This is a genomic window from Paenibacillus camerounensis, assembly GCF_000723885.1.
GTDB lineage: Bacteria > Bacillota > Bacilli > Paenibacillales > Paenibacillaceae > Paenibacillus_AQ > Paenibacillus_AQ camerounensis.
The window spans coordinates 26,172-45,770 of sequence record NZ_CCDG010000036.1; the positions used below are offsets into that span (position 1 = coordinate 26,172).

Annotated in this window: 16 protein-coding genes and 1 riboswitch; of the genes, 5 read left to right on the forward strand and 11 right to left on the reverse strand. The window is 51.9% G+C overall.

Going from position 1 to position 19,599, the window contains the following annotated elements; translation table 11 throughout:
• Window positions 1–12: 12 nt before the first annotated feature.
• From BN3772_RS13705 to BN3772_RS13735, 7 genes are all read right to left on the reverse strand, one after another.
• Complete coding sequence (locus BN3772_RS13705) at window positions 13–1,677, reverse strand: response regulator (RefSeq protein ID WP_042200067.1); 1,665 nt, start codon at window positions 1,675–1,677, stop codon at window positions 13–15.
• A gap of 17 nt (window positions 1,678–1,694) precedes the next feature.
• Window positions 1,695–2,564 (reverse strand): CheR family methyltransferase, encoded by an 870-nt coding sequence (locus BN3772_RS13710; RefSeq protein ID WP_042180834.1) that lies wholly within the window; start codon window positions 2,562–2,564, stop codon window positions 1,695–1,697.
• Window positions 2,565–2,649: 85 nt separating this feature from the next.
• The gene (locus BN3772_RS13715) at window positions 2,650–6,309 is read right to left on the reverse strand and encodes a response regulator (RefSeq protein ID WP_042200068.1); all 3,660 of its coding nucleotides are present in this window, start codon (window positions 6,307–6,309) and stop codon (window positions 2,650–2,652) included.
• Window positions 6,309–7,478, reverse strand: a complete 1,170-nt coding sequence (locus tag BN3772_RS13720; RefSeq protein ID WP_042200070.1) for a SpoIIE family protein phosphatase — start codon at window positions 7,476–7,478, stop codon at window positions 6,309–6,311. Before BN3772_RS13720 ends, BN3772_RS13715 begins: the two co-directional genes overlap by 1 nt.
• Before the next feature lie 223 nt (window positions 7,479–7,701).
• Complete coding sequence (locus BN3772_RS13725; RefSeq protein ID WP_042180840.1) at window positions 7,702–8,049, reverse strand: YflT domain-containing protein; 348 nt, start codon at window positions 8,047–8,049, stop codon at window positions 7,702–7,704.
• 98 nt (window positions 8,050–8,147) lie between these two features.
• Complete coding sequence (locus BN3772_RS13730) at window positions 8,148–8,681, reverse strand: hypothetical protein (RefSeq protein ID WP_052380502.1); 534 nt, start codon at window positions 8,679–8,681, stop codon at window positions 8,148–8,150.
• A gap of 58 nt (window positions 8,682–8,739) precedes the next feature.
• Window positions 8,740–9,246, reverse strand: a complete 507-nt coding sequence (locus BN3772_RS13735; protein ID WP_042200072.1) for a DUF948 domain-containing protein — start codon at window positions 9,244–9,246, stop codon at window positions 8,740–8,742.
• Window positions 9,247–9,432: 186 nt separating this feature from the next.
• Here BN3772_RS13735 and BN3772_RS13740 point away from each other — a divergent pair, with 186 nt between their 5' ends.
• Both BN3772_RS13740 and BN3772_RS13745 read left to right on the forward strand, forming a co-directional pair.
• Window positions 9,433–9,600 (forward strand): DUF1328 domain-containing protein, encoded by a 168-nt coding sequence (locus BN3772_RS13740; protein WP_042180844.1) that lies wholly within the window; start codon window positions 9,433–9,435, stop codon window positions 9,598–9,600.
• Window positions 9,601–9,878: 278 nt separating this feature from the next.
• Entirely contained in the window at window positions 9,879–10,256 is a 378-nt protein-coding gene (locus tag BN3772_RS13745; RefSeq protein ID WP_042200074.1) for a hypothetical protein, read from the forward strand.
• A 198-nt stretch (window positions 10,257–10,454) separates the two neighbouring features.
• On the opposite strand, the gene BN3772_RS13750 is transcribed toward BN3772_RS13745, so the two are convergent.
• Both BN3772_RS13750 and BN3772_RS13755 read right to left on the reverse strand, forming a co-directional pair.
• Window positions 10,455–11,522 carry a C40 family peptidase gene (locus BN3772_RS13750; RefSeq protein WP_042200076.1) on the reverse strand — a complete coding sequence of 356 codons (1,068 nt, stop codon included), beginning with the start codon at window positions 11,520–11,522 and terminating at the stop codon, window positions 10,455–10,457.
• Between the two features lie 212 nt (window positions 11,523–11,734).
• Complete coding sequence (locus BN3772_RS13755; RefSeq protein WP_425280438.1) at window positions 11,735–12,559, reverse strand: cation diffusion facilitator family transporter; 825 nt, start codon at window positions 12,557–12,559, stop codon at window positions 11,735–11,737.
• A 181-nt stretch (window positions 12,560–12,740) separates the two neighbouring features.
• Between BN3772_RS13755 and BN3772_RS13760 the strand changes: the two genes are divergently transcribed.
• Entirely contained in the window at window positions 12,741–12,926 is a 186-nt protein-coding gene (locus BN3772_RS13760) for a hypothetical protein (protein ID WP_042180853.1), read from the forward strand.
• Between the two features lie 117 nt (window positions 12,927–13,043).
• On the opposite strand, the gene BN3772_RS13765 is transcribed toward BN3772_RS13760, so the two are convergent.
• Both BN3772_RS13765 and BN3772_RS13770 read right to left on the reverse strand, forming a co-directional pair.
• The gene (locus tag BN3772_RS13765; protein ID WP_042200079.1) at window positions 13,044–14,669 is read right to left on the reverse strand and encodes an ABC-F family ATP-binding cassette domain-containing protein; all 1,626 of its coding nucleotides are present in this window, start codon (window positions 14,667–14,669) and stop codon (window positions 13,044–13,046) included.
• 119 nt (window positions 14,670–14,788) lie between these two features.
• Window positions 14,789–15,784 carry an MBL fold metallo-hydrolase gene (locus BN3772_RS13770; protein WP_042200080.1) on the reverse strand — a complete coding sequence of 332 codons (996 nt, stop codon included), beginning with the start codon at window positions 15,782–15,784 and terminating at the stop codon, window positions 14,789–14,791.
• Window positions 15,785–15,945: 161 nt separating this feature from the next.
• On the opposite strand from BN3772_RS13770, the gene BN3772_RS13775 reads away from it, so the two are divergent.
• The gene (locus BN3772_RS13775; protein ID WP_042200081.1) at window positions 15,946–17,079 is read left to right on the forward strand and encodes a virulence factor; all 1,134 of its coding nucleotides are present in this window, start codon (window positions 15,946–15,948) and stop codon (window positions 17,077–17,079) included.
• A 100-nt stretch (window positions 17,080–17,179) separates the two neighbouring features.
• Window positions 17,180–17,394, forward strand: a riboswitch (Lysine riboswitch).
• A gap of 158 nt (window positions 17,395–17,552) precedes the next feature.
• The gene (locus BN3772_RS13780; RefSeq protein WP_042200082.1) at window positions 17,553–19,013 is read left to right on the forward strand and encodes an amino acid permease; all 1,461 of its coding nucleotides are present in this window, start codon (window positions 17,553–17,555) and stop codon (window positions 19,011–19,013) included.
• Window positions 19,014–19,599 lie beyond the last annotated feature (586 nt).

Genomic DNA, 19,599 nt, shown 5'->3' on the forward strand with positions numbered 1-19,599 from the left:
CCTGGGCGTCCGTTAAAACAGTGAGGCATTCCGTTCAATTAGCGTACTGTCATGGACTTCATGACGGCTGATAATTTGTTTGATGCTGCTCAGCTTCAGCGGCTTGCTGATGTAACCGTCCATTCCCGCAGCCTTACAGCGGGTCTGAATGCCCTCCATGACGTTAGCTGTCATAGCAATGATAACCGTCTTCTCAGCTCCCAGACTGCTGCCTGCGCGGATTCTGGTTGTCGCTGTGAGACCGTCCATTACCGGCATCTGCAGGTCCATAAATATATATTCATAGCAATTCTGCGCGGCAAGTTCTACCGCCTGGCTTCCATCCTCGGCTATATCGGCGCTGTAGCCCAGCTTATCCAGCATACTGACCATCAGCCGCTGATTAATCGGATGGTCGTCTACCACAAGCACCTTTTTGTGCATCCGATCCTTGTTAATCTCCCCGTGCGGCTCTTCAGCCTGAAAGCCTCTGGCAAGCTCATCCTCAGGCATTGCGGCCTGAATGGTGAATACAAAGGTTGCCCCCTTCTCCTCCATCGATTCAACGCGGATCTCACCGCCCATCATTCCGACAAGAGATTTGCATATTGCCAGCCCCAGACCCGTTCCGCCATATTTCCGTGTCATAGAGGAATCAAGCTGGGAGAACGGCTGGAACAGCCGGTCGCATTTTTCCGGAGAGATGCCGATACCTGTATCCTTGACAGTAAATTCCACCATTAGCTGTCCATCAGCACCGGAGGCGCGCGAGGCTACCAGATATACACCGCCCTGGTTGGTGAATTTCACCGCATTAGCCACCAGATTAATCAGCACCTGGCGCAGCCGGGCCATATCCCCATAGATTAGCTTAGGCAGATTCTGGTCGATAAAATAAGCCAGCTCCAGGTTTTTCTTGCCTGCCTCGGCAGAGAACAGACTGAATACCTCCTGGATCGTACCCTGAAGCTCAAACAGCTGCTCCTCCATCTCCATTTTTCCGGATTCCATTTTGGTGAAGTCCAGAATATCATTGATTACGGTAATGAGCGTATCTGCGCTTTTACGGATAATCTCCGTATATTCCTTCTGTTCAGGAGCGAGCTCTGTCTCCATCAGCAGGTCAATCATGCCCACAACACCGTTCATCGGCGTGCGGATTTCATGGCTCATCATCGCCAGGAATTCTGTCTTGGCATTGGCGGCAATTTCTGCGGCCTCCTTAGCCTTGACCAGCTCTCCGTTGATCTTTTCCAGCTCCTGCGTCTTTTGCTGCAGCAGCATGGACTGCATCTGATGCTTCTTATTGGTGAGATGCATATTGACGAAGCCTTCAATTTTGGACTTGAGAATCTGCGGGATGAAAGGCTTAACCATATAATCAATTGCACCCGCAGAATATCCGGCAAACAGATGCTCTGCCTCTTTGCTGTTGGCCGAGATGAAAATAATCGGGATATCCTTGGTCTTTTCTCTGGCCTTGATTAACTTGGCGGTCTCAATTCCGTCCATACCCGGCATCTGTACATCCAGAACAATAACAGCGAATTCATATCTCAATAAGCTCCGCAGTGCTTCTTCACCGGAATTTGCTTTGATAAGCTTATAATGCTGGCTCTCAAGCACGGCTTCCAGTGCCAGCAGATTTTCAGGACGGTCATCAACAAGCAGTATATGAACCGGTTCTTGAACCCCCATAGGCCCCTCCTATCCCGTTATTGATTTTTACGGTATATTTTTTCAACTCTGTCCAGGGGCTCGTAGCCGTTGCTAAACCTGGTGAAATGAATAGATTCCTTTGAGCCGAGCACCAGTACACCGAAACGGCTTAGGCTTTCATAAAACAGCCCGTGCACGTGGTCGCGGAGCTCATCGTTGAAATAAATCATTACGTTACGGCAAAAAATAACATTAAACTCATTAAACGATGTATCCGTCGCCAGATTATGCTCGGCGAAAATAATGTTTTTGCGCAAAAACGGCTGCAGGATTACTGAATTATATTTTGCAGTGTAATATTCGGAAAAAGCGCGGGTTCCGCCCGCCTCCATATAGTTCTTGGTGTATTGCTTCATTCTGCCGATCTCGTATACCCCTTCTTTGGCCTGCTGCAGGGAACGCGCATTCATATCCGTTGCATAAATACGCGCTTTATCATACAGCCCCTCCTCGTGCAGCAGAATCGCCATCGAATATACCTCTTCGCCGGTCGAGCAGCCCGCATGCCAAATTCTGATGTACGGATAGGTACGCAGCAGCGGGATGACCTTCTGGCGGAAGGTTAAGAAAAGACCCGGATCACGGAACATTTCCGTAACAGGAATAGAAAGGCTGTATACAAAACGTTCAAAGCAGGCACGGTCATGCAGAACCTTCTCCTGAAGCGCGGATATGGTAGGTACATTCTCGGCATGGACATGATGCCAGATGCGCCGCTTCAGCGAAGGCAGTGCATAGTTTCTGAAATCATATCCGTACAAGCGGTGCACGCCGCTGAGCAATAATTCAATTTCAATCTGCTCCAGCTCCTGCCCGCTTCCCGTATTCCCCGTTTGTTCATCATATCCCCGTTCCATCGCTGTCATCGTTATCCCTGCTCCCTTGCTTGCTTCCGTATTTCCGGACTGGTTAATTTTCACTTTCTGTAATGCTATTACCCCAATAATCGGCTTACGAATACAGCCATACACGCATTAGGGAAAGAAGCTGATCGTTACTTATCGGCTTCTTCATATAATCGGAGGCTCCGGCCTCAATACACTTCGCCCGGTCCTCCTTCATCGCCTTCGCAGTGAGTGCAATAATCGGCAGCTTCTGATACTGCGGCATCTCGCGAATCCGGCGCATCGCCTCGTATCCGTCCATTTCCGGCATCATCATATCCATGAGCACGAGGTCAAAATCATTGTGCTCAACCAGCAGATCAAGGGCCTCCCGGCCGTTCTCGGCAAACTTCACTTCCATATGGTAGCCTTCCAGCACGCTGGATAGAGCAAAGACATTACGGATATCATCATCGACGAGCAGTATCTTCTTCCCGTCGAAGAGCTCCTCCTTATTGTGCAGCTTTTGCAGAATTTTACGCTTGTCTTCAGGCAGATTGGCTTCTACCCGGTGCAGGAACAGCGTTGTCTCATCTAGCAGCCGCTCCGGAGAACGGACATCCTTAATGATTATGGATTCTGCATATTTACGCAGCTGTGTCTCTTCCTTGCTGTCCAGGTCCTTGCCTGTATAAATAATAATCGGCAGATCATTAAGTTCCTCATCGTCACGGATCTGGTCCAGCAGCTCAAAGCCGGTCATATCTTCCAGCATGAGGTCAAGCACCATACAGTCATACCGCTGCTTACGCAGCTCGCTGAGGGCTTCCTCACCGGTCGACACCGCCGTAATCGCAACATCGTCGTGACCGATCAGCTCCATAATGGAGCGCCGCTGAATCTCATCATCCTCAACGATCAGAAGATGCTTAAGGGTACTGGCGGTATAGTTCTCAATCTGCGAGAAGGCCCGGTCCAGCGCCTGTCTGGAGGACGGCTTCTTCAGGTACGCCATTGCACCCATCATCAGCCCCTGCTTCACTTCATCATTAACAGAGATGACATGCACAGGAATATGGCGGGTCTGTGAGACGCTCTTCAGCTCTCTTAGAATCGACCACCCGTCCATAACAGGCAGCTGGATGTCAAGGATAATTGCGTCAGGCAGGAAGGACTTGGCCATCTGCAGCCCGGTATCCCCCTGCAGCGCAACCAGGCCTTTAAAACCGCGGCCGCGGGCCATCCCGAGCAGAATTTTGGCAAAGCTGTCATCATCCTCAATAATCAGGATGACCTTGTCTTCTGCCTGAAGTCCCTCACGGTCATCTTCAACGATTGCCGGGTTTAGCGGCACAGGAACGGCTTCATCTGTTCCGGCAGACTGCTGGCTCTCGGAGTATTCGGCCGGGGAATAGGAGGACGCCGCTTCCACAGCCCCCGGAAGCAGACTGTAATGCCCCTTAACCGGCAGGTAGAGGGTAAATACACTTCCCTGGCCTTCACGCGACTCCAAACCTATAGCGCCGCCCATCAGACGGGCAAGCTCACGGCTGATCGAGAGCCCAAGGCCAGTTCCTCCATATTTACGGCTGGTTGTGCCGTCCACCTGCTGGAATGCCTCGAAGACAATCTCCGTCTTGTCTGAAGGAATACCAATGCCGCTGTCTTTAACAGCAATGGCTACATATTCGAAGTCATCCGGCAGGAAGGAAGGCAGGCGTCCAGGTTCAGCACGGCTGATTGAGAATTCCACGAAGCCTTCACTCGTAAATTTGAAGGCGTTAGACAGCAGATTGCGCAGAATCTGCTTCAGCCGGTGACTGTCTGTATACAGGCTGTCCGGCAGCGGCTCATCAAAGGCTAAACGCAGAGACAGCCCTTTCTTGGCTGCCTGCGGCGCAAAGTTCTGCTTCACAAAGGTCTTAAGCTCCGTTATCGGAATGTCTTCGTAATTCAGCTCCATCTTTCCGGCATCCACCTTGGACAGGTCAAGGATCTCGTCAATCATCTTCAGCAGATCGGCACCGGACATATAAATCGTATGGGCAAACTCCACCTGTTTCTCCGAAAGGTTGCCTTCCTTGTTCTCTGTAAGCAGCTGGGATAGGATCAGCAGGCTGTTGAGCGGGGTCCGCAGCTCATGGGACATGTTCGCCAGAAACTCTGACTTATATTTCCCCGTAACGGCAAGCTGCATAGCCTGCTTCTCCAGCTGGAGGCGGGCCTGCTCAATTTCATCCTTCTTCTCCTCGACCTCCTGCACCTGCTCCTCAAGGGCACGAGTTTTGGCGACCAGTTCTGTATTGAAATGCTCCAGCTCACCCTGCTGCCGCTGCAGCAGCTCTTCGGAGCGCTTCAGCGCATCGGTCTGCTCCTCCAGGTTCTCATTGGAACGGCGCAGCTCCTCCTGCTGGGTCTGCAGCTCCTCTGACTGGCACTGCAGCTCCTCCGTAAGCGCCTGTGATTCACGAAGCAGATCCTCAACAGCCATTCTGCGGATAATATTATTCAGTATAATACCGAGATTATTTGCCAGCTGGTGCAGAAGTTCATTCTGCAGCATAGTAAACGGTGTAAAGGAGGCAAACTCGAGCACACCAAGAACTTCATCCTCAAACAATACAGGATAAATAAAGATATGGTCCGGATGCGCATCCCCAAAGCCCGAAGAGACATTAATATAATCATGAGGCGCCTTTTCAAGCTTGAGCGGCATCTTGTCCAAGGCACATTGTCCGACGAGGCCCTGGCCTACATCAAAGTACTCTTTAAGACCGTCCTCGGCATCTCCGGCATAAAAGGCACTTGCCAGCAGCCGGTTAGGATTATGGAGGTCTTTAAGGTATAGCGCCCCGTATTGTGCTCCCAGCACAGGAGTGAATTCACTAATGAAAGTCTGAGAGACCCGGTCCAGTGAGCCCACCCCGCGCAGCAGCTCCGTCACACGCGCGATATTTCCATTAAGCCAGGCCTGATCGCTCTGCGCCTGGGTATAAGCCTGCTCCAGCTGCTGCTTCTGCTCGATATCCCCGGCCATCTTTTGAAAGACACGGGCTACATCACCGATCTCATCCTTCGAGTTCACCTTAATCCGGCGGATCGCACGCATTTTACCGTTGCCGAAGCTGGTAATCATCATTGACACCACATTAAGCCCGCGCGTGATGCTGGGAATCACCCATAAAATAACCCCGAGCCCCAGCAGCAGTCCTACTACCATAATTAATGTCACCATCTGAATCGAACGGCCAGAAGCCTCCTGCGCCTGATTGGTCTCCTGCGTCATCAGGTTGGCGTTATAGTCCGACAGGGCATTCAGGCTGTTAAGCATTTCGTTCTGGATGTCCTGTCCTTCAGCGTTACGGTAAGCATTGGCATTCTGGAAATAACCGGCTTCAAGCATCTTGACCGCCTTGCTCTGGTAGTTCATATAAGCGGTATATGCACTTTCAATCCGGTTAAGTATTTGCAACTCATCAGCATTGGTAAGCGAGGCTTCAATAGTCTTCAGATGCCCGTCTGCCTTGACCACCTTATCCTCAAGCTCTGTCTTCTGAACCTCTACTGTTTCTACATCTGCATTCAGCATGGCCGTGGTCAGGATACGGGCCATATCATTAACTTCGCCCCGCAGCCCTGAGGAAGCACGTCCTTTATCATACCTTGCGGTAAAGCTGTCGAGCTGATCGCTCATATAATTAAGCCGATCGTAGCCAATCATTGTTAATGCCAGCATAATGGCCAGTAACGCACTGAACCCGATTAGCAGCTTGGCTTTTATTTTCATTACAGTTCAGTTCCTTTCCCCAGCGTAATCCACACCAGGCATTTATCATCATCGCGCTCCACGTCAGGTTCGTCGATGAAGAATACATCCCGCATAGCCTTTTCATGCCATTCATGCCCGCTGTTGAGGTGTCCTGTCATGAATTTAAGCTGATCCTCCTGATCGCCTTCGGCCATTTCGAGCAGCCCGTCCGTGTAAAGAACCAAGTGGCCTTCCTCTTCATAGCTGAGACTCTGGGGTTCAATGTCAATCCGGTCAAACAAGCCGACGGGATGGCAGTTGCTTTCAAGAAGAACCGGCTCCTTGGCTCCGCCCTCAAAGAACAGCCCCGGCGGATGCCCGGCGTTCACGTAGTCGATCCGTTTGATCCGGGTATCAATAACCATATAAATGGCCGTAAAATAATACTGGACCAGCTGCTTCTCAATGTATAGCTGGTTGAATCTGCGGTTCAGCTCCTGAATGACCTTTTCGGGTTCTACATAGGTAGTCACCGTATCCTTCAGCACGGAAGCAAGGAACATGCAAAATAGGGATGAAGAAATCCCGTGGCCCATCATATCGAGCAGAATAACAGCATATCTCCCGTCACCAAGCGGATACCAGGCATACAAATCACCGGCCAGCTCAAAGGAGGGCTGATAGATTGCATGTACCTCAAAGTCCTCTTCTTTAACCGGCAGGCTCAGCACAGCATTCTGCACGAGTGCGGCAAGCTTCAGTTCGTCCTGAATCCGCGTGTCCCGTTCCTTATGCCAGTCCTTCTCCCTCTTCAGACGCAGCGCCAGACGGATGCGGGCCATCAGTTCAACCTTATTAATCGGTTTCGTAACATAGTCACCGGCTCCGGCATCAAGCGCTTCAGCCAGCTTTTTGGAATCGCCTACGGCGGTCACCATAATAATGGGAATATCCCGGAGATGTTCATACTGCTGTACTACACGGCAAGCCTCAATACCGTCCATCTCCGGCATCATCATATCCAGCAGAATCAGATCCACATCCGAGGGACGCGGGCGCTGTGTATCATTCCCGGCACCAATGCCCAGAATCTTCAGCATTTCCTTCGCAGATGATGCTGTAATAAAGTTCCGGTAATCCTCCTTTTTCAGGATTTCCCGGATTATAATAACGTTGGTCGGATTATCGTCAACAATTAATATTTTCAAGCATATTCACCTCTCCAGAATAGTGTAAGCCCGTAATCATCCCTCGTATTTCATCCTTTTATCATACGATATTTAAGCAGCCCTTTACCATCATTCTATAATTTGGAATATAAGGGTTTTATTGCTCCCGTATTCAACAAAGTAACCTCCAGCCCCACCACTACAATAGTGGAGCTGGAGGTTACGCTATTGCGCTATAGTTCCGCCCTCCGGAAAACGGCGGTTATTGCGGATATTTCTTGGCAATTACAAGTACCTTGCCCGCATCAAGTTCTTTCTCATAAAATCCTGCCTCCGCGCTGCTGAAGCCAAGGGCTGTAATCTTGGAACGCAAGGCGTCCCCGCGCGATCGGAAGAGGTTGGCGATAGCGCCAAACAATCCTTCTTCACCTAAGCCGACCTCATTTGTGTCCGCCGCATCAACAATGCGGTTTTCCCGGTCCTGATCATGACTGATAACATAAATGTTATCCTTCGTGTAGCCGCTGCTGCGCAGCCGGTTCACTTCTTCTATCGCCTGGACACCGTTCTCCAAAAGCTTGGCGTATGACTGAGTGCCGATTGGACCCATGAGATCACCTTCCTTAAGCTTAGATTTGTGAGGTGGATATGTCTTTTATTAAAGACAACTGTACTTTTATTAACCTCACCGTAAGCTTATGAAACACCTCATGACGCATTCGCATCAAATAAATCAATTCCGTCCCATTCACCGGTGAACGGATTGCGGTAAATCTTCAGTGCCGCGCTTCCTCTTATATAGACATCCCCGTCATCTGCAATGAAATCCGGTTCCCCCAGCAGCTCACCTGCGGTATTATCCGCCGGATTCAGTGATACTCCGTTAAGAATCAGGCCATACGTCCCTGCCTGGACCGGATTCACATGAATGTAGGTAACGATACCGCCGCAGATTCCGGCCGTCATATCAGCGTATTGATATTCCAGGCATTCCTGCCAGGGATCAGGGGAAATACTCAGCGGCACTCCCTTACTCAGCAGAAGCTCCTCCTTCGAACTAAACAGGGCTGCACCCGCAAGGGAATCAAAGCTGCTGATATACGGATTCAAGCCGAGATTGCGTTCAAAGGCAAGCACTACCTGCGGCTGCATGGAGAAAAAAGTCGCCGGGACATGCTCCCTCTGCGCGGAGGGCGATATATATGAGGATAGCAGGCTAAATAGAAGAATGATGACGTTCATAAGACGTCCCGCCTTTCATAATGTGCACCGATGCTGTGTGAATGGGACTGTTCCGGAATTAGTGCCGGAATTTCTGCCAGATTGCTGCTGCCGCGTCAACACCTTTAAGCGCTATTGCTACTTTACCCGGTGCTTTCTTGGCGTATGCCGTGTCATAGGAATTCACTGTACGCTCTTCTGCGGGAGTGAGTGTTTTTTCATCTATGGCTACCTCTCCCGCCTTCTGCTTCAGCTCACGGGATTTCCGGTATTTCTCAATTACCGTAACCGATACCTGCTTCACAGTCAGCGTAAGCTCATTCATAACGTCCCCAAGGTTCTTGACGGAATCGACAATCGGATCAATCTTCTGGATTTTACCCTGGACATCAGCGGTAATATCGTTGGCATGACGGACAGTTGTCTTGATTTCATAGGTAAGCTCATCTACTGTCTTCTGCACTTCCTGCAGAGTCTGGCTGACTTTGTCGAGGGATTCCTTTGCTGAATTTAAGGTTTTGATTAAGAAGAAAACAAGTACGGCGAATGCGACAGCAACCAGTGCCACGCTCAGTTCAATGATCATTTCAAAAACCCCTTCCAAGTCATAAATATCGGCTTACTCTGCCTTATTACTGCATAGTTACCCTTACGCCAATAGCACGAAACAGCCTGTCAAGCGTCTAAAAGACCATATTATTCCATTTTGTTTCAATCCGTAAGCCCCCGTTTATACAATGACTACACCACCCGACAGAAAGGATGACTTCTCATGCTGAAATGGTCGGTAATTCTGCTGGTGATTGCACTCATCGCCGGTGTATTCGGATTCTTTAATATCGTAGGAGCGGCAGTCGGCATTGCAAAGGTATTATTCTTTATCTTCCTCATCCTGTTCATTGTATCCCTCTTCACCGGACAGCGAGGAAGGTCAATGTGATGATATCCGCCCGGCGTGCCTAGAGGATAAACATGCATAGCAATACGGAACTGCAGACCCGGTGTCTCCGCCTCAGGAGCTCCGGGTTGTTCTATGTAGGGAATGTTCTTTTATTCTATTCACACATCAAAATATGTAGGCCTTTCCCCCACCAGGCAATTTTAAAGTTTTATTTACACGGTTGGTTCATCGCCTCCCCTTTTTGTTTACATGCATATTAGCACAGTACAAACATGGAAAAAACCGCTAACCCAAAACCACACTAGGAGGAATTTCAGATGAAAAAATTAGCCAGTTTTACAGTAGCAGTAGGTCTTATGGCATCCATAGCAGCATCGGCTTCAGCGGCAGAGGTTACAGGCACTGCAGATCCGGCAACTACAGTTACGGGGAGCACTTACAGTGAGCAGTTTGAAACTGTAATTACTCCGGCGGATATCAAACCGGCGACCCCGATGATTATTTTGACAAAAGCAACTCCTTTCCATTTCTCCACTGACAGCCTGACTCCGGCCGGCTGGCTGAGCGCCCAGACCATTGATACTACCGGCGCTGTTTTGACCGATGCCTGGGGCAATGAATGGAGAGAGGTTTATACCTGGCTTGGCAAAGCATGGATTAAGGTTCCGGCATCTGCATACGTAATTACTCCATAATGGAATAACCGCAAGCATTCGTTCCTGCCTGCACCCATATCCGGCAGTCTGAGACTTAATGTCTTATGGCTGCCGTCTTCCTTTTAAGATAACACAAAAGAAGGGCTAACTCTTCAGTAGACATTCTACTGAAGAGTTAGCCCTACAAAACCTCTACCCTAGTTCACCCGTCACAAACCTTGTACTGCTCTAATATCATTAGCGGACAACCGAGCCTCCATACAGGAACCGGTTCATCCACGAAGAGCTTAAATTGTCGACCCTCACACCGCCGGAAGCTACAGAATACGTGTGCAGAATCTTTCCGTCCCCCAGATACATCGCTACGTGTGAGATCCGCTCCGAAAATCTGTTCACTCCAGCATAAGCAGAAGCTGAGCTTCCCTTATAATCCATAAAGAACATCAGGTCGCCGCGCTTGAGGCCGGAAATATCAGTAACCGTCTGGCTGTTCTCCCGAACCCAGGTTCCCTGCTGCCGGGAGTCGGCAGGCAAAGTTAAATTCAGTGCATCCTTGAACATCTGCCGGATAAAATCAGAGCAGTCAAAGGTGCTCGTATTACTTCTGCTGGAGCCGAATTCATATGGCGTCCCCAGATATTTCATGCCTGCTGCGATAACATTATCAATGATAGCAGACTGTGCCGGTGCCGTTGGAGCCGGTGCCGGAGTTGCTGCTGGCGCAGGTGCCGGAGTTGCCGGAGCCGGCGTTACCGCTGCTTCGTCCAGCCCAATATAACGGTCTGCCGAACTGGTGTAGCCGATCGTTCCGTTAGTTGTCTGCACTTTATACCAGTAGCTGTTGGTCTCCTCCAATATTACCACCGGATCGCCTTCCTTGAGGTTCCCGAGCACTTTCCCGCTGGTTGAAGGGGTCTCACGGAGCCGGACAGACGCCTGAATGACTGCCGTCTGTACAGCTGGTGTCACTGCAGGTGCAGCAACAACACTGATATACTGATCTCCGGAACTTGTATATCCAACTTCTCCGGACGCAGTTCTGACTTTGTACCAGTAACTGTTGGTTTGTTCAAGTATAACGACCTGATCGCCCTTACTCAGGTATGTGATCACACTGCCGCTTGTAGAAGGGCTGGTGCGCAGACGAACTGAAGATTGAATAACGCCTGTCAGCGAAGCAGATGCCGTTACAGATGAAGCTGATGAAGCAGCGAATGCCTGCTGAGGGCTGAATACTCCCCAGGATAATGCAAGTGATGCTGAGACCAATAACGAAGCCGCAAGCTGTTTATGTGATCTGATCATAGCGTTCCCCCGCTTATGCAAAGATGAGAATTCAACAACGGCGCGCGCTACGTTTGTTGCTTTCTGCCCTCATTATAGGGGCAGGCGGGAATTGGAACATGCTTCTAATCTCACAAAAAGACTTGCCAAGTTATGGTAAGCACCGGGTCTATAGTCTTGATTTCTCCTTGGATTTGGTGGAAATTACAGCTAATTAGGAGCCGGTCGGAGCTTTATTCTTTGGGCTCGACATGAATATGCACATTCATAATATTGTCTCTGCCGCCCATCCGCTCTTCAATCGAATCGCTGATCCGGTGGCCTTCTGCCACACTGATTCCGGCATCAACCTCCACGACCACATCAACCAGCACCTGACTTCCATGTACACGGGCTTTAATATCCTTAATTCCCTCCACACCGGGGGTCCGGGCAATCGTACTGCGCAGATCCATGAGCTTATCCTCATCAAACCCGTCCGTCAGCCGGTAGGTGGCATCACGGAAAATATCCCATGCTGTTTTGGCTATGAGCAACCCTACCAGGACGGCAGCAGCAGAATCAATCCACGGCAGGCCGAACTGTGCACCCACAATCCCTGCCGCTGCGCCGATACTGACCATAGCATCCGAGAAATTATCCTTGGCTGCGGCCATAAGGGCGCCGTTGTTAATCCGCTTGGCTAATCTCTTGTTATATATATATACCCCCATCATCGCCGCTGAACACACCAACGCCACCGCAGCAGACCAGAGCTCCGGCACCGCTTTGGCGCCTTCGAACAGAGAACGTACCGCTTCAACGATTACCTGTATCCCGACCATCGCCATAATAAAGGAAGCCAGCAGTGCCGCCACCGTCTCCGCCCGGAAATGCCCGTACGGATGATCGGAGTCAGGCGGCTTCCGCGAAATCCGCAGTCCGATCAGCACTGCTGCGGAAGCAACAATATCCGTCAGGTTGTTGAAGCCGTCAGCCAGCAGTGCGCTCGATCCGAATAAAGACCCGCTTACCAGCTTAAATGCAGACAAAACCAGATAGGCAGCGATACTGACCATCGCCCCGCGTTCTCCCTTGCGTATATCCTCATAAATATCGGCCACCGGCTGACACTCCTTCTTCATCTTCTTTGCCAAGTCTGCTCCGGCAATTCATTTCTTGAATTATTCTTGCCCTTGTGGCGGCATTTAAAAACAATTAAAATGAGGAATAGGACTTGCTTCATAAGGGGGTAACATAATGAGCGAAAATACCGAGAAACCGAAGGTCAATCTGGCTGATGCCATCCGCCAGAAGCTTGAACAAAAGAAACAGCAGAATTCAAGCAAACCGGGCTCATCCTTTCAAGCCGGCTCCGCAAAGCCGCTGAAGAGCCAGAACAACAAAAAACCTAACAACCAGCGCCGCCGCACCGGCGGGTCCTAGGCCTTTGGGTCCGGACACAGAATCTGGTTCAGCTCTGAACATAAACGGCTGCGTTATCCCGGGAGGATAACGCAGCCGTTTTGTTATGAACCTTACCTGTTCATATAATTTATTCTATTAGACTTCAACAGGATACATGCGCTGGCGCAGTTCCTTAATTTCCGGATTCTCCAGGTATTCATCATAGCTCATGGAGCGGTCAATGACGCCTGTCGGTGTAATTTCAATAACCCGGTTGGCAATGGTCTGGATGAACTGATGGTCATGGGAAGTAAAGAGAATCGTCCCGTCAAAATCAATCAGACCGTTATTCAGCGCAGTGATCGATTCCAGATCCAAGTGGTTCGTAGGCTCATCGAATACGAGCACATTCGCGCCGTTCAGCATCATTTTGGCCAGCATACAGCGGACCTTCTCTCCCCCGGACAGCACGCTTGCCTTCTTCAGCGCTTCCTCACCGGCAAACAGCATCCGGCCCAGGAATCCGCGCAGGAAGGTTTCGTCCTGATCCTTGGAGTACTGGCGCAGCCATTCCACAAGGTTCAGATTGACACCGTCGAAATAGCTGGAGTTGTCTTTCGGGAAGTACGCCTGGGTAGTGGTTACACCCCATGAATACTCACCGCTGTCTGCTTCCTTCTCACCCATCAGAATATCGAACAGCAGTGATTTCGGCTGGGAATACGGGCCTACAAAAGCAATTTTGTCGCCTTTGTTGACTACAATGTTAAACTCATCCAGCATTTTCTCGCCCTCAACAGTCTTGCTCAGGCCAGTGACCGTAAGCAGCTGCTTACCGGCTTCACGCTCCGGCTTGAAGTTAAGGAACGGATATTTACGGTTGGATGGACGGATATCGTCCAGTGTAATCTTCTCGAGCTGCTTCTTACGGGAAGTCGCCTGCTTCGATTTGGAGGCATTGGCCGAGAAGCGCTGAATGAAGGCCTGCAGCTCCTTGATCTTATCTTCCTTCTTCTTGTTGGCATCACGCTGCAGGGTCTGAGCCAGCTGGCTGGACTCATACCAGAAGTCATAGTTGCCGACGTACATCTGAATTTTGCCGAAATCGATATCCGCAATATGCGTGCAGACCTTGTTCAGGAAGTGACGGTCATGGGATACCACGATAACAGTACCTTCATAGTCCATGAGGAAGTTCTCCAGCCAGCCGATGGATTCAAGATCCAAATGGTTGGTAGGCTCATCGAGCAGCAGGTTGTTCGGACGGCCGAACAGAGCTTGCGCAAGCAATACCCGGACCTTTTCGTTGCCGCTGAGTTCGGCCATCTTTTTGTCGTGCATTTCACGCATAATGCCCAGGCCGATCAGCATGGCTGCCGCATCCGGCTCAGCGTCCCAGCCGTTCAGCTCGGCAAATTCACCTTCAAGCTCACCGGCGCGCAGGCCGTCAGCTTCTGTGAAGTCGCTCTTGGCATAAAGGGCATCCTTCTCCTTCATAATTTCATAAAGGCGGGTGTGTCCCATAATGACTGTTTCCAGCACCTGAAATTCATCATACTCAAAATGGTTCTGTTTCAGGATTGCCAGACGTTCGCCCGGAGTGATGTGTACATCCCCGATGTTGGCTTCAATCTCGCCGGACAGGATTTTTAGAAAAGTAGATTTACCGGCACCGTTCGCCCCGATCAGGCCGTAGCAGTTCCCTGGTGTGAATTTTATGTTTACATCCTCAAAAAGTGCGCGTTTTCCGTAGCGGAGTGTTACGCCGCTTGTGCTAATCATTAAGCATTACCATCCTTTTCACTTTGGGTTTCGGCTCATTATAGCATAAAATCAAGGCAAATAGCCCGTAACATCACGTTGTTCCTGCGGTTTTGGCACTAAATCCCTATGTGTGCGCATTATTGCCCCGAATAGCGCTCCTCAGGGTGCACGATTAACGTCTCGCCGTACCCCAAGGTGCGTATCCGCTCCGGACTTATTCCCTGAGCCTCACGCGCCAGCTCCATCCGGTCCAGCGCCTCCCGCGCCGTATCGTCAGCCAGCCGGAAGGTGCCAAAATGCATCGGAATCATCATTTCAGCGCCTACATCCAGAAAAGCCTGCACCGCTTCTTCAGGATTCACATGCTGTGAGCTCATGAACCACTCCGGCTCATACGCCCCGATTGGCATCAGGGCAATATGCAGCTTGAAACGGCTACCGATCTCCTTGAAGCCTGGGAAAAAGCCGCTGTCTCCGGCAAAATAAAGATTAGGCGGCAGCTTCCGCTTCTGTTCGTCCTTCTTCCCCTCCGGATGCTTGCCGGGCTCGGCAGGCTGAAGCACATAGCCTCCCCAGTGGGAGCTGTTGGTATCAAAGGGGGTCCGCCGGGTCCAGTGCTGGGTCGGCACGAACGTCAGCTTGACCGGCCCCAGCGTCAGCTCCTCCCACCACTGCATCTCCTGGCAGTTCGGAAAGCCTTTACGCAGCATTTTCCGCTTGAGTCCGGCCGGAACCACGATCTTCGTCGCTGCCTTATACAGCTTGCGGATTGAGGGGAAATGCAGATGGTCATAATGGGAATGCGAGATCAGGATCAGATCCACCGGCGGTACCTCATTCAGCGGTATGCCCGGCTGGCCGATCCGCTTCTCGAAGCCGAGACGGCGGGCCCAGATTGGATCGGTAATGATATTAAGCCCCTCATATTGCATAAAAAAGGTCGAGTGCCCGATCCAGGTTATCGTCGTGTCCAGCCGGTTCCCTGTGAGATAACTCAGCTCCGGCGTGTGGTTCGGCACCTTATAGGAGTAGTCCTTCTGCTTGCTGCGGCGCTCCTCCCTCCACTGGCGCAGTTCCTTCAGCGTCTTGTCTACGCCGACGTTATCGATGTTGTTGTATTTTATTTTAGCCATAACGGCATCTCTCCTTATCAGGATTCAGTACAAATTTTACCCAATTTACGGCCGGATTAAGCTGCCGGGGCTGGCTGCCATTTTGTATTCCCCCCATATAATGATGTAAAATGCGGGTAAAGACTGCGGTAATTCTACCGAATGAAAGGGGAGCTAAGCGTATGAAGATCACATTTATAGAACCGACTCCAAGTCCAAATACGATGAAGCTTCATCTGGACGAAAGTCTGGAACCCGGCATCCGCCGGACCTATACACCCGAGAGCGAGCGCAGCGCCCCTGCCTGGGCACGGGATATGCTGAAGATCTCCGGTGTGACAAGCATTTATCACGCCGCTGATTTCGCTGCGCTGGAGCGCAAGGGCAGCGCCGACTGGGCGGCCATTCTGCGCGAGGTGCAGAGCCGCTTCGGCGCAGACGGCCTGAGCGCAGAGATTAATCTGGAGGACGAGAATGCCGGCGCCCATTTCGGGGAATCGCAGGTATTCGTCCAGATGTTCCGCGGCATCCCGATCCAGATCCGCGTTAAGACCGGCGCGAATGAAGAGCGCATCGCCCTCTCCAGCCGCTTCACGCAGGCGGTGACGGATGTGGCCAGCGCGGTGCTGATCAAGGAGCGCAAGCTCTCCGATTACGGCGTACGCTACGGTGAGCCGCCGGAAATTGCCCGCGAGGTCGAGCAGGAGCTGGAGGCGGCGTATCCGCAGGAACGCCTCGACTCCCTCGTGCAGCAGGCCATCGCGCACGGGGCCGCCGGCGAGTTCATCGAGCAGCGGCAGAAGAAGGGGCAGGCCGAGCTGCTGCTGGGCCTGCAGGACGCCGACTGGCGCGTGCGCTACGCCGCGCTGGAGGATCTGGCGCCGGCTGCGGAGCTCCTGCCGGAGCTGCGCAAGGCGCTGCACGACCCCAAGCTGCAGCTGCGCAGGCTTGCGGTCGTATACCTGGGCGACATCCGCACGCCGGAGGCGATGGAGCTGCTCTATGAGGCGATGGCTGACAGTGCCCCGGCTGTGCGGCGCACGGCCGGGGACACGCTGTCCGACATCGGCGACCCTGCTGCGACGCCGGTGATGACGGCGTCGCTCAAGGATGCCAGCAAGCTCGTCCGCTGGCGGGCGGCCCGCTTCCTCTATGAGCTCGGCACTGCCGAAGCTCAGGATGCACTGGCAGCTGCAGCCGAAGACCCGGAATTCGAGGTCGGCCTGCAGGCACGTATGGCGCTGGAGCGGATCGCATCCGGCGAGGAAGCGGCCGGCACCGTCTGGCAGCAAATGTCGGAGCGCCGCCGTACCTGACACGTATCTGCCGTATTTTGTTATTGCGCGAGTCTCAGTTGTTGCATTATACTAATTCCTGTTGTGTTCATATTGAATAAAGATAGCCTCATCATACCTAAGATGAGGTAGAGGTCGCGAATATTATCAGTAAGCGTGCAGAGGCGTTAAGAGCCGCCTGTGAAGCCGCCCAAAGGAATATCCGCCGAAGTCTGCGCCGCCGCTCCTAAATGCCGCGCAGACTGGGGCCGTTGCCGAACAGGCACGGAACTGTCACTGTGTACCGCAGGCCGCTACGGCCTGCAGGATTCTGCACTGTGTTGCGCTATCTTAACAGGGAGTATGATGCGGAGCCGTATTTTCAGGAAACCGCAGATCCGTCTGCGGTTTTTTTGCGCCTACAGGATTTGCCGCCCTCATGCACGGGGGCGGCTTCGTATACCACTCCCCTTCATGAACAGAAACACGAACCTTCAGAAGGAGTGTCCATTTTTATGCAAGCAACACAAGACAACCAGCAGCCGGCACTGCGCAAAACCTTCAAAGCCAGGCATCTGACGATGATCGCACTCGGCGGTTCGATCGGAACCGGCCTGTTCCTGGCCAGCGGCGGCGCCATTGCCTCCTCCGGTCCGGGCGGAGCTCTGCTCGCCTATGCTGCGGTAGGGCTCATGGTGTATTTCCTGATGACCAGCCTCGGTGAGCTGGCCACCTACCTGCCTGACTCGGGTTCCTTCAGCACCTACGGCACCCGGTTTGTCAGCCCGGCCTTCGGCTTCGCCATCGGCTGGAATTTCTGGTACAACTGGGCGGTAACCATAGCAGCAGAGCTAGCCGCCGCAACCGTCATTATCAAGTACTGGTTCCCGGAGAGCTCTTCTACTCTCTGGAGCCTTCTGTTTCTGCTGCTGATGTTCGGCCTGAACTTTCTCTCCTCCCGCGGGTACGGGGAATCCGAATACTGGTTCGCGATTATCAAAATCATCACCGTTATTGTCTTCCTGGTTGTCGGCGTGCTGATGATCTTCGGCATCATGGGCGGCGAGAAGATCGGCTTTACCAACTTCCAGCTTGGCGGAAGCTCGTTCCACGGCGGCTTCTTCGCCTTCGTCGGCGTCTTCATGGCCGCCGGCTTCTCCTTTCAGGGCACGGAGCTGGTTGGTGTTGCTGCAGGCGAAAGTGAAAATCCGCGCCGCAACGTGCCGATCGCGATCCGCCAGGTATTCTGGCGGATTATGATCTTCTACATCTTCGCCATTCTCGTCATCGGCATGGTGATTCCTTACACGAATCCCGACCTGCTGCGCGGCGGTATCGACGATATCGGCGTCAGCCCGTTCACGATTGTCTTCAACAAAGCGGGCCTGGCGATTGCCGCCTCCGTAATGAATGCCGTCATCTTAAGCTCCGTCCTGTCAGCCGGCAACTCCGGAATGTATGCCTCCACCCGCGTCCTGTACGCGATGGCCAAGGACGGCATGGCGCCGCGTGCGCTGGGCAGGCTTAACCGCCGCGGTGTGCCTGTCGGCGCCCTGCTGGTGACTACAGCAGTCGGTATGCTGGCCTTTCTCGCTTCGTTCTTCGGCGATGGTGCCGTCTACAACTGGCTGCTCAATGCCTCAGGGATGTGCGGCTTCATCAACTGGCTGGGCATCGCCGTCTGCCATTACCGGTTCCGCCGCGCTTTCGTGAAGCAGGGCCATTCGCTCAGCGAGCTGCCGTACCGGGCCAGATGGTTCCCGTTCGGTCCGCTCTTCGCCTTCGCGCTCTGCATGATCGCGGTGCTCGGACAGAACATGGGTGCCTTCACCGGCAGCAAGATCGACTGGTACGGCGTGCTCGTCTCCTACGTCAGCCTGCCGCTGTTCCTGCTGATCTGGGCCGGCTACCGCTGGTTCAGACCCAGCCGCCTCATTCCGCTCAAGGATTGCGATCTCAGCACCCATGCAGACTAGGCACTGGTTCATCATCTAAACTATTTATTACATTAAAAAGATGCCCGCAGCCTCTATGGCGCGGAGCATCTTTTTTGCGCTGTCATTCCCCTTCGTGATGCACACGTACATTTCCATGGTTACCCGGAGCTTCCTCCATACTCCCAAAACAACTTAGTTGGATTTTCAACACTTATTTCCTTAACCGTGGAATTAAGTGACGTTTTTCCCACAAAAATCATCTTCCTGGTAGTTTGTGTAGAATTAGTTGTCAAAATTCCACTTATATAAACCGCAATTACGTTTATAACCTCACACAGAGACACTCTATCGCCTCTTTCCTTCTACTCGGTGCGCACTTGTCCTGTTTCGTAGTTAATGGCATGGCATAATGAATGCAACGGGCTGAAATAACTGTACTATCTGCAATTATACCTGGCTAATTAGCTCCTCTGCAGGTTTTAACTGCACTCTATACATTTATATTTGCCAAAAACGCCTGAAACCAGCTTTTTTGAGGAAAATAGATGTACATAATACAGTTATCTCCTTAAAATGACTAAATCCCCCTGTTTTAATTGTACAAAGGAGTCAATTTCATAATTCA

Coding starts and splice junctions, on each gene's coding strand:
- BN3772_RS13705 (WP_042200067.1), bottom strand. CDS start 1,677: ATGGGGGTTCAAGAACCGGTTCATATACTGCTTGTTGATGACCGTCCT.
- BN3772_RS13710 (WP_042180834.1), bottom strand. CDS start 2,564: ATGACAGCGATGGAACGGGGATATGATGAACAAACGGGGAATACGGGA.
- BN3772_RS13715 (WP_042200068.1), bottom strand. CDS start 6,309: ATGAAAATAAAAGCCAAGCTGCTAATCGGGTTCAGTGCGTTACTGGCC.
- BN3772_RS13725 (WP_042180840.1), bottom strand. CDS start 8,049: ATGGGTCCAATCGGCACTCAGTCATACGCCAAGCTTTTGGAGAACGGT.
- BN3772_RS13730 (WP_052380502.1), bottom strand. CDS start 8,681: ATGAACGTCATCATTCTTCTATTTAGCCTGCTATCCTCATATATATCG.
- BN3772_RS13735 (WP_042200072.1), bottom strand. CDS start 9,246: ATGATCATTGAACTGAGCGTGGCACTGGTTGCTGTCGCATTCGCCGTA.
- BN3772_RS13740 (WP_042180844.1), top strand. CDS start 9,433: ATGCTGAAATGGTCGGTAATTCTGCTGGTGATTGCACTCATCGCCGGT.
- BN3772_RS13745 (WP_042200074.1), top strand. CDS start 9,879: ATGAAAAAATTAGCCAGTTTTACAGTAGCAGTAGGTCTTATGGCATCC.
- BN3772_RS13750 (WP_042200076.1), bottom strand. CDS start 11,522: ATGATCAGATCACATAAACAGCTTGCGGCTTCGTTATTGGTCTCAGCA.
- BN3772_RS13755 (WP_425280438.1), bottom strand. CDS start 12,559: ATGGTCAGTATCGCTGCCTATCTGGTTTTGTCTGCATTTAAGCTGGTA.
- BN3772_RS13760 (WP_042180853.1), top strand. CDS start 12,741: ATGAGCGAAAATACCGAGAAACCGAAGGTCAATCTGGCTGATGCCATC.
- BN3772_RS13765 (WP_042200079.1), bottom strand. CDS start 14,669: ATGATTAGCACAAGCGGCGTAACACTCCGCTACGGAAAACGCGCACTT.
- BN3772_RS13770 (WP_042200080.1), bottom strand. CDS start 15,784: ATGGCTAAAATAAAATACAACAACATCGATAACGTCGGCGTAGACAAG.
- BN3772_RS13775 (WP_042200081.1), top strand. CDS start 15,946: ATGAAGATCACATTTATAGAACCGACTCCAAGTCCAAATACGATGAAG.
- BN3772_RS13780 (WP_042200082.1), top strand. CDS start 17,553: ATGCAAGCAACACAAGACAACCAGCAGCCGGCACTGCGCAAAACCTTC.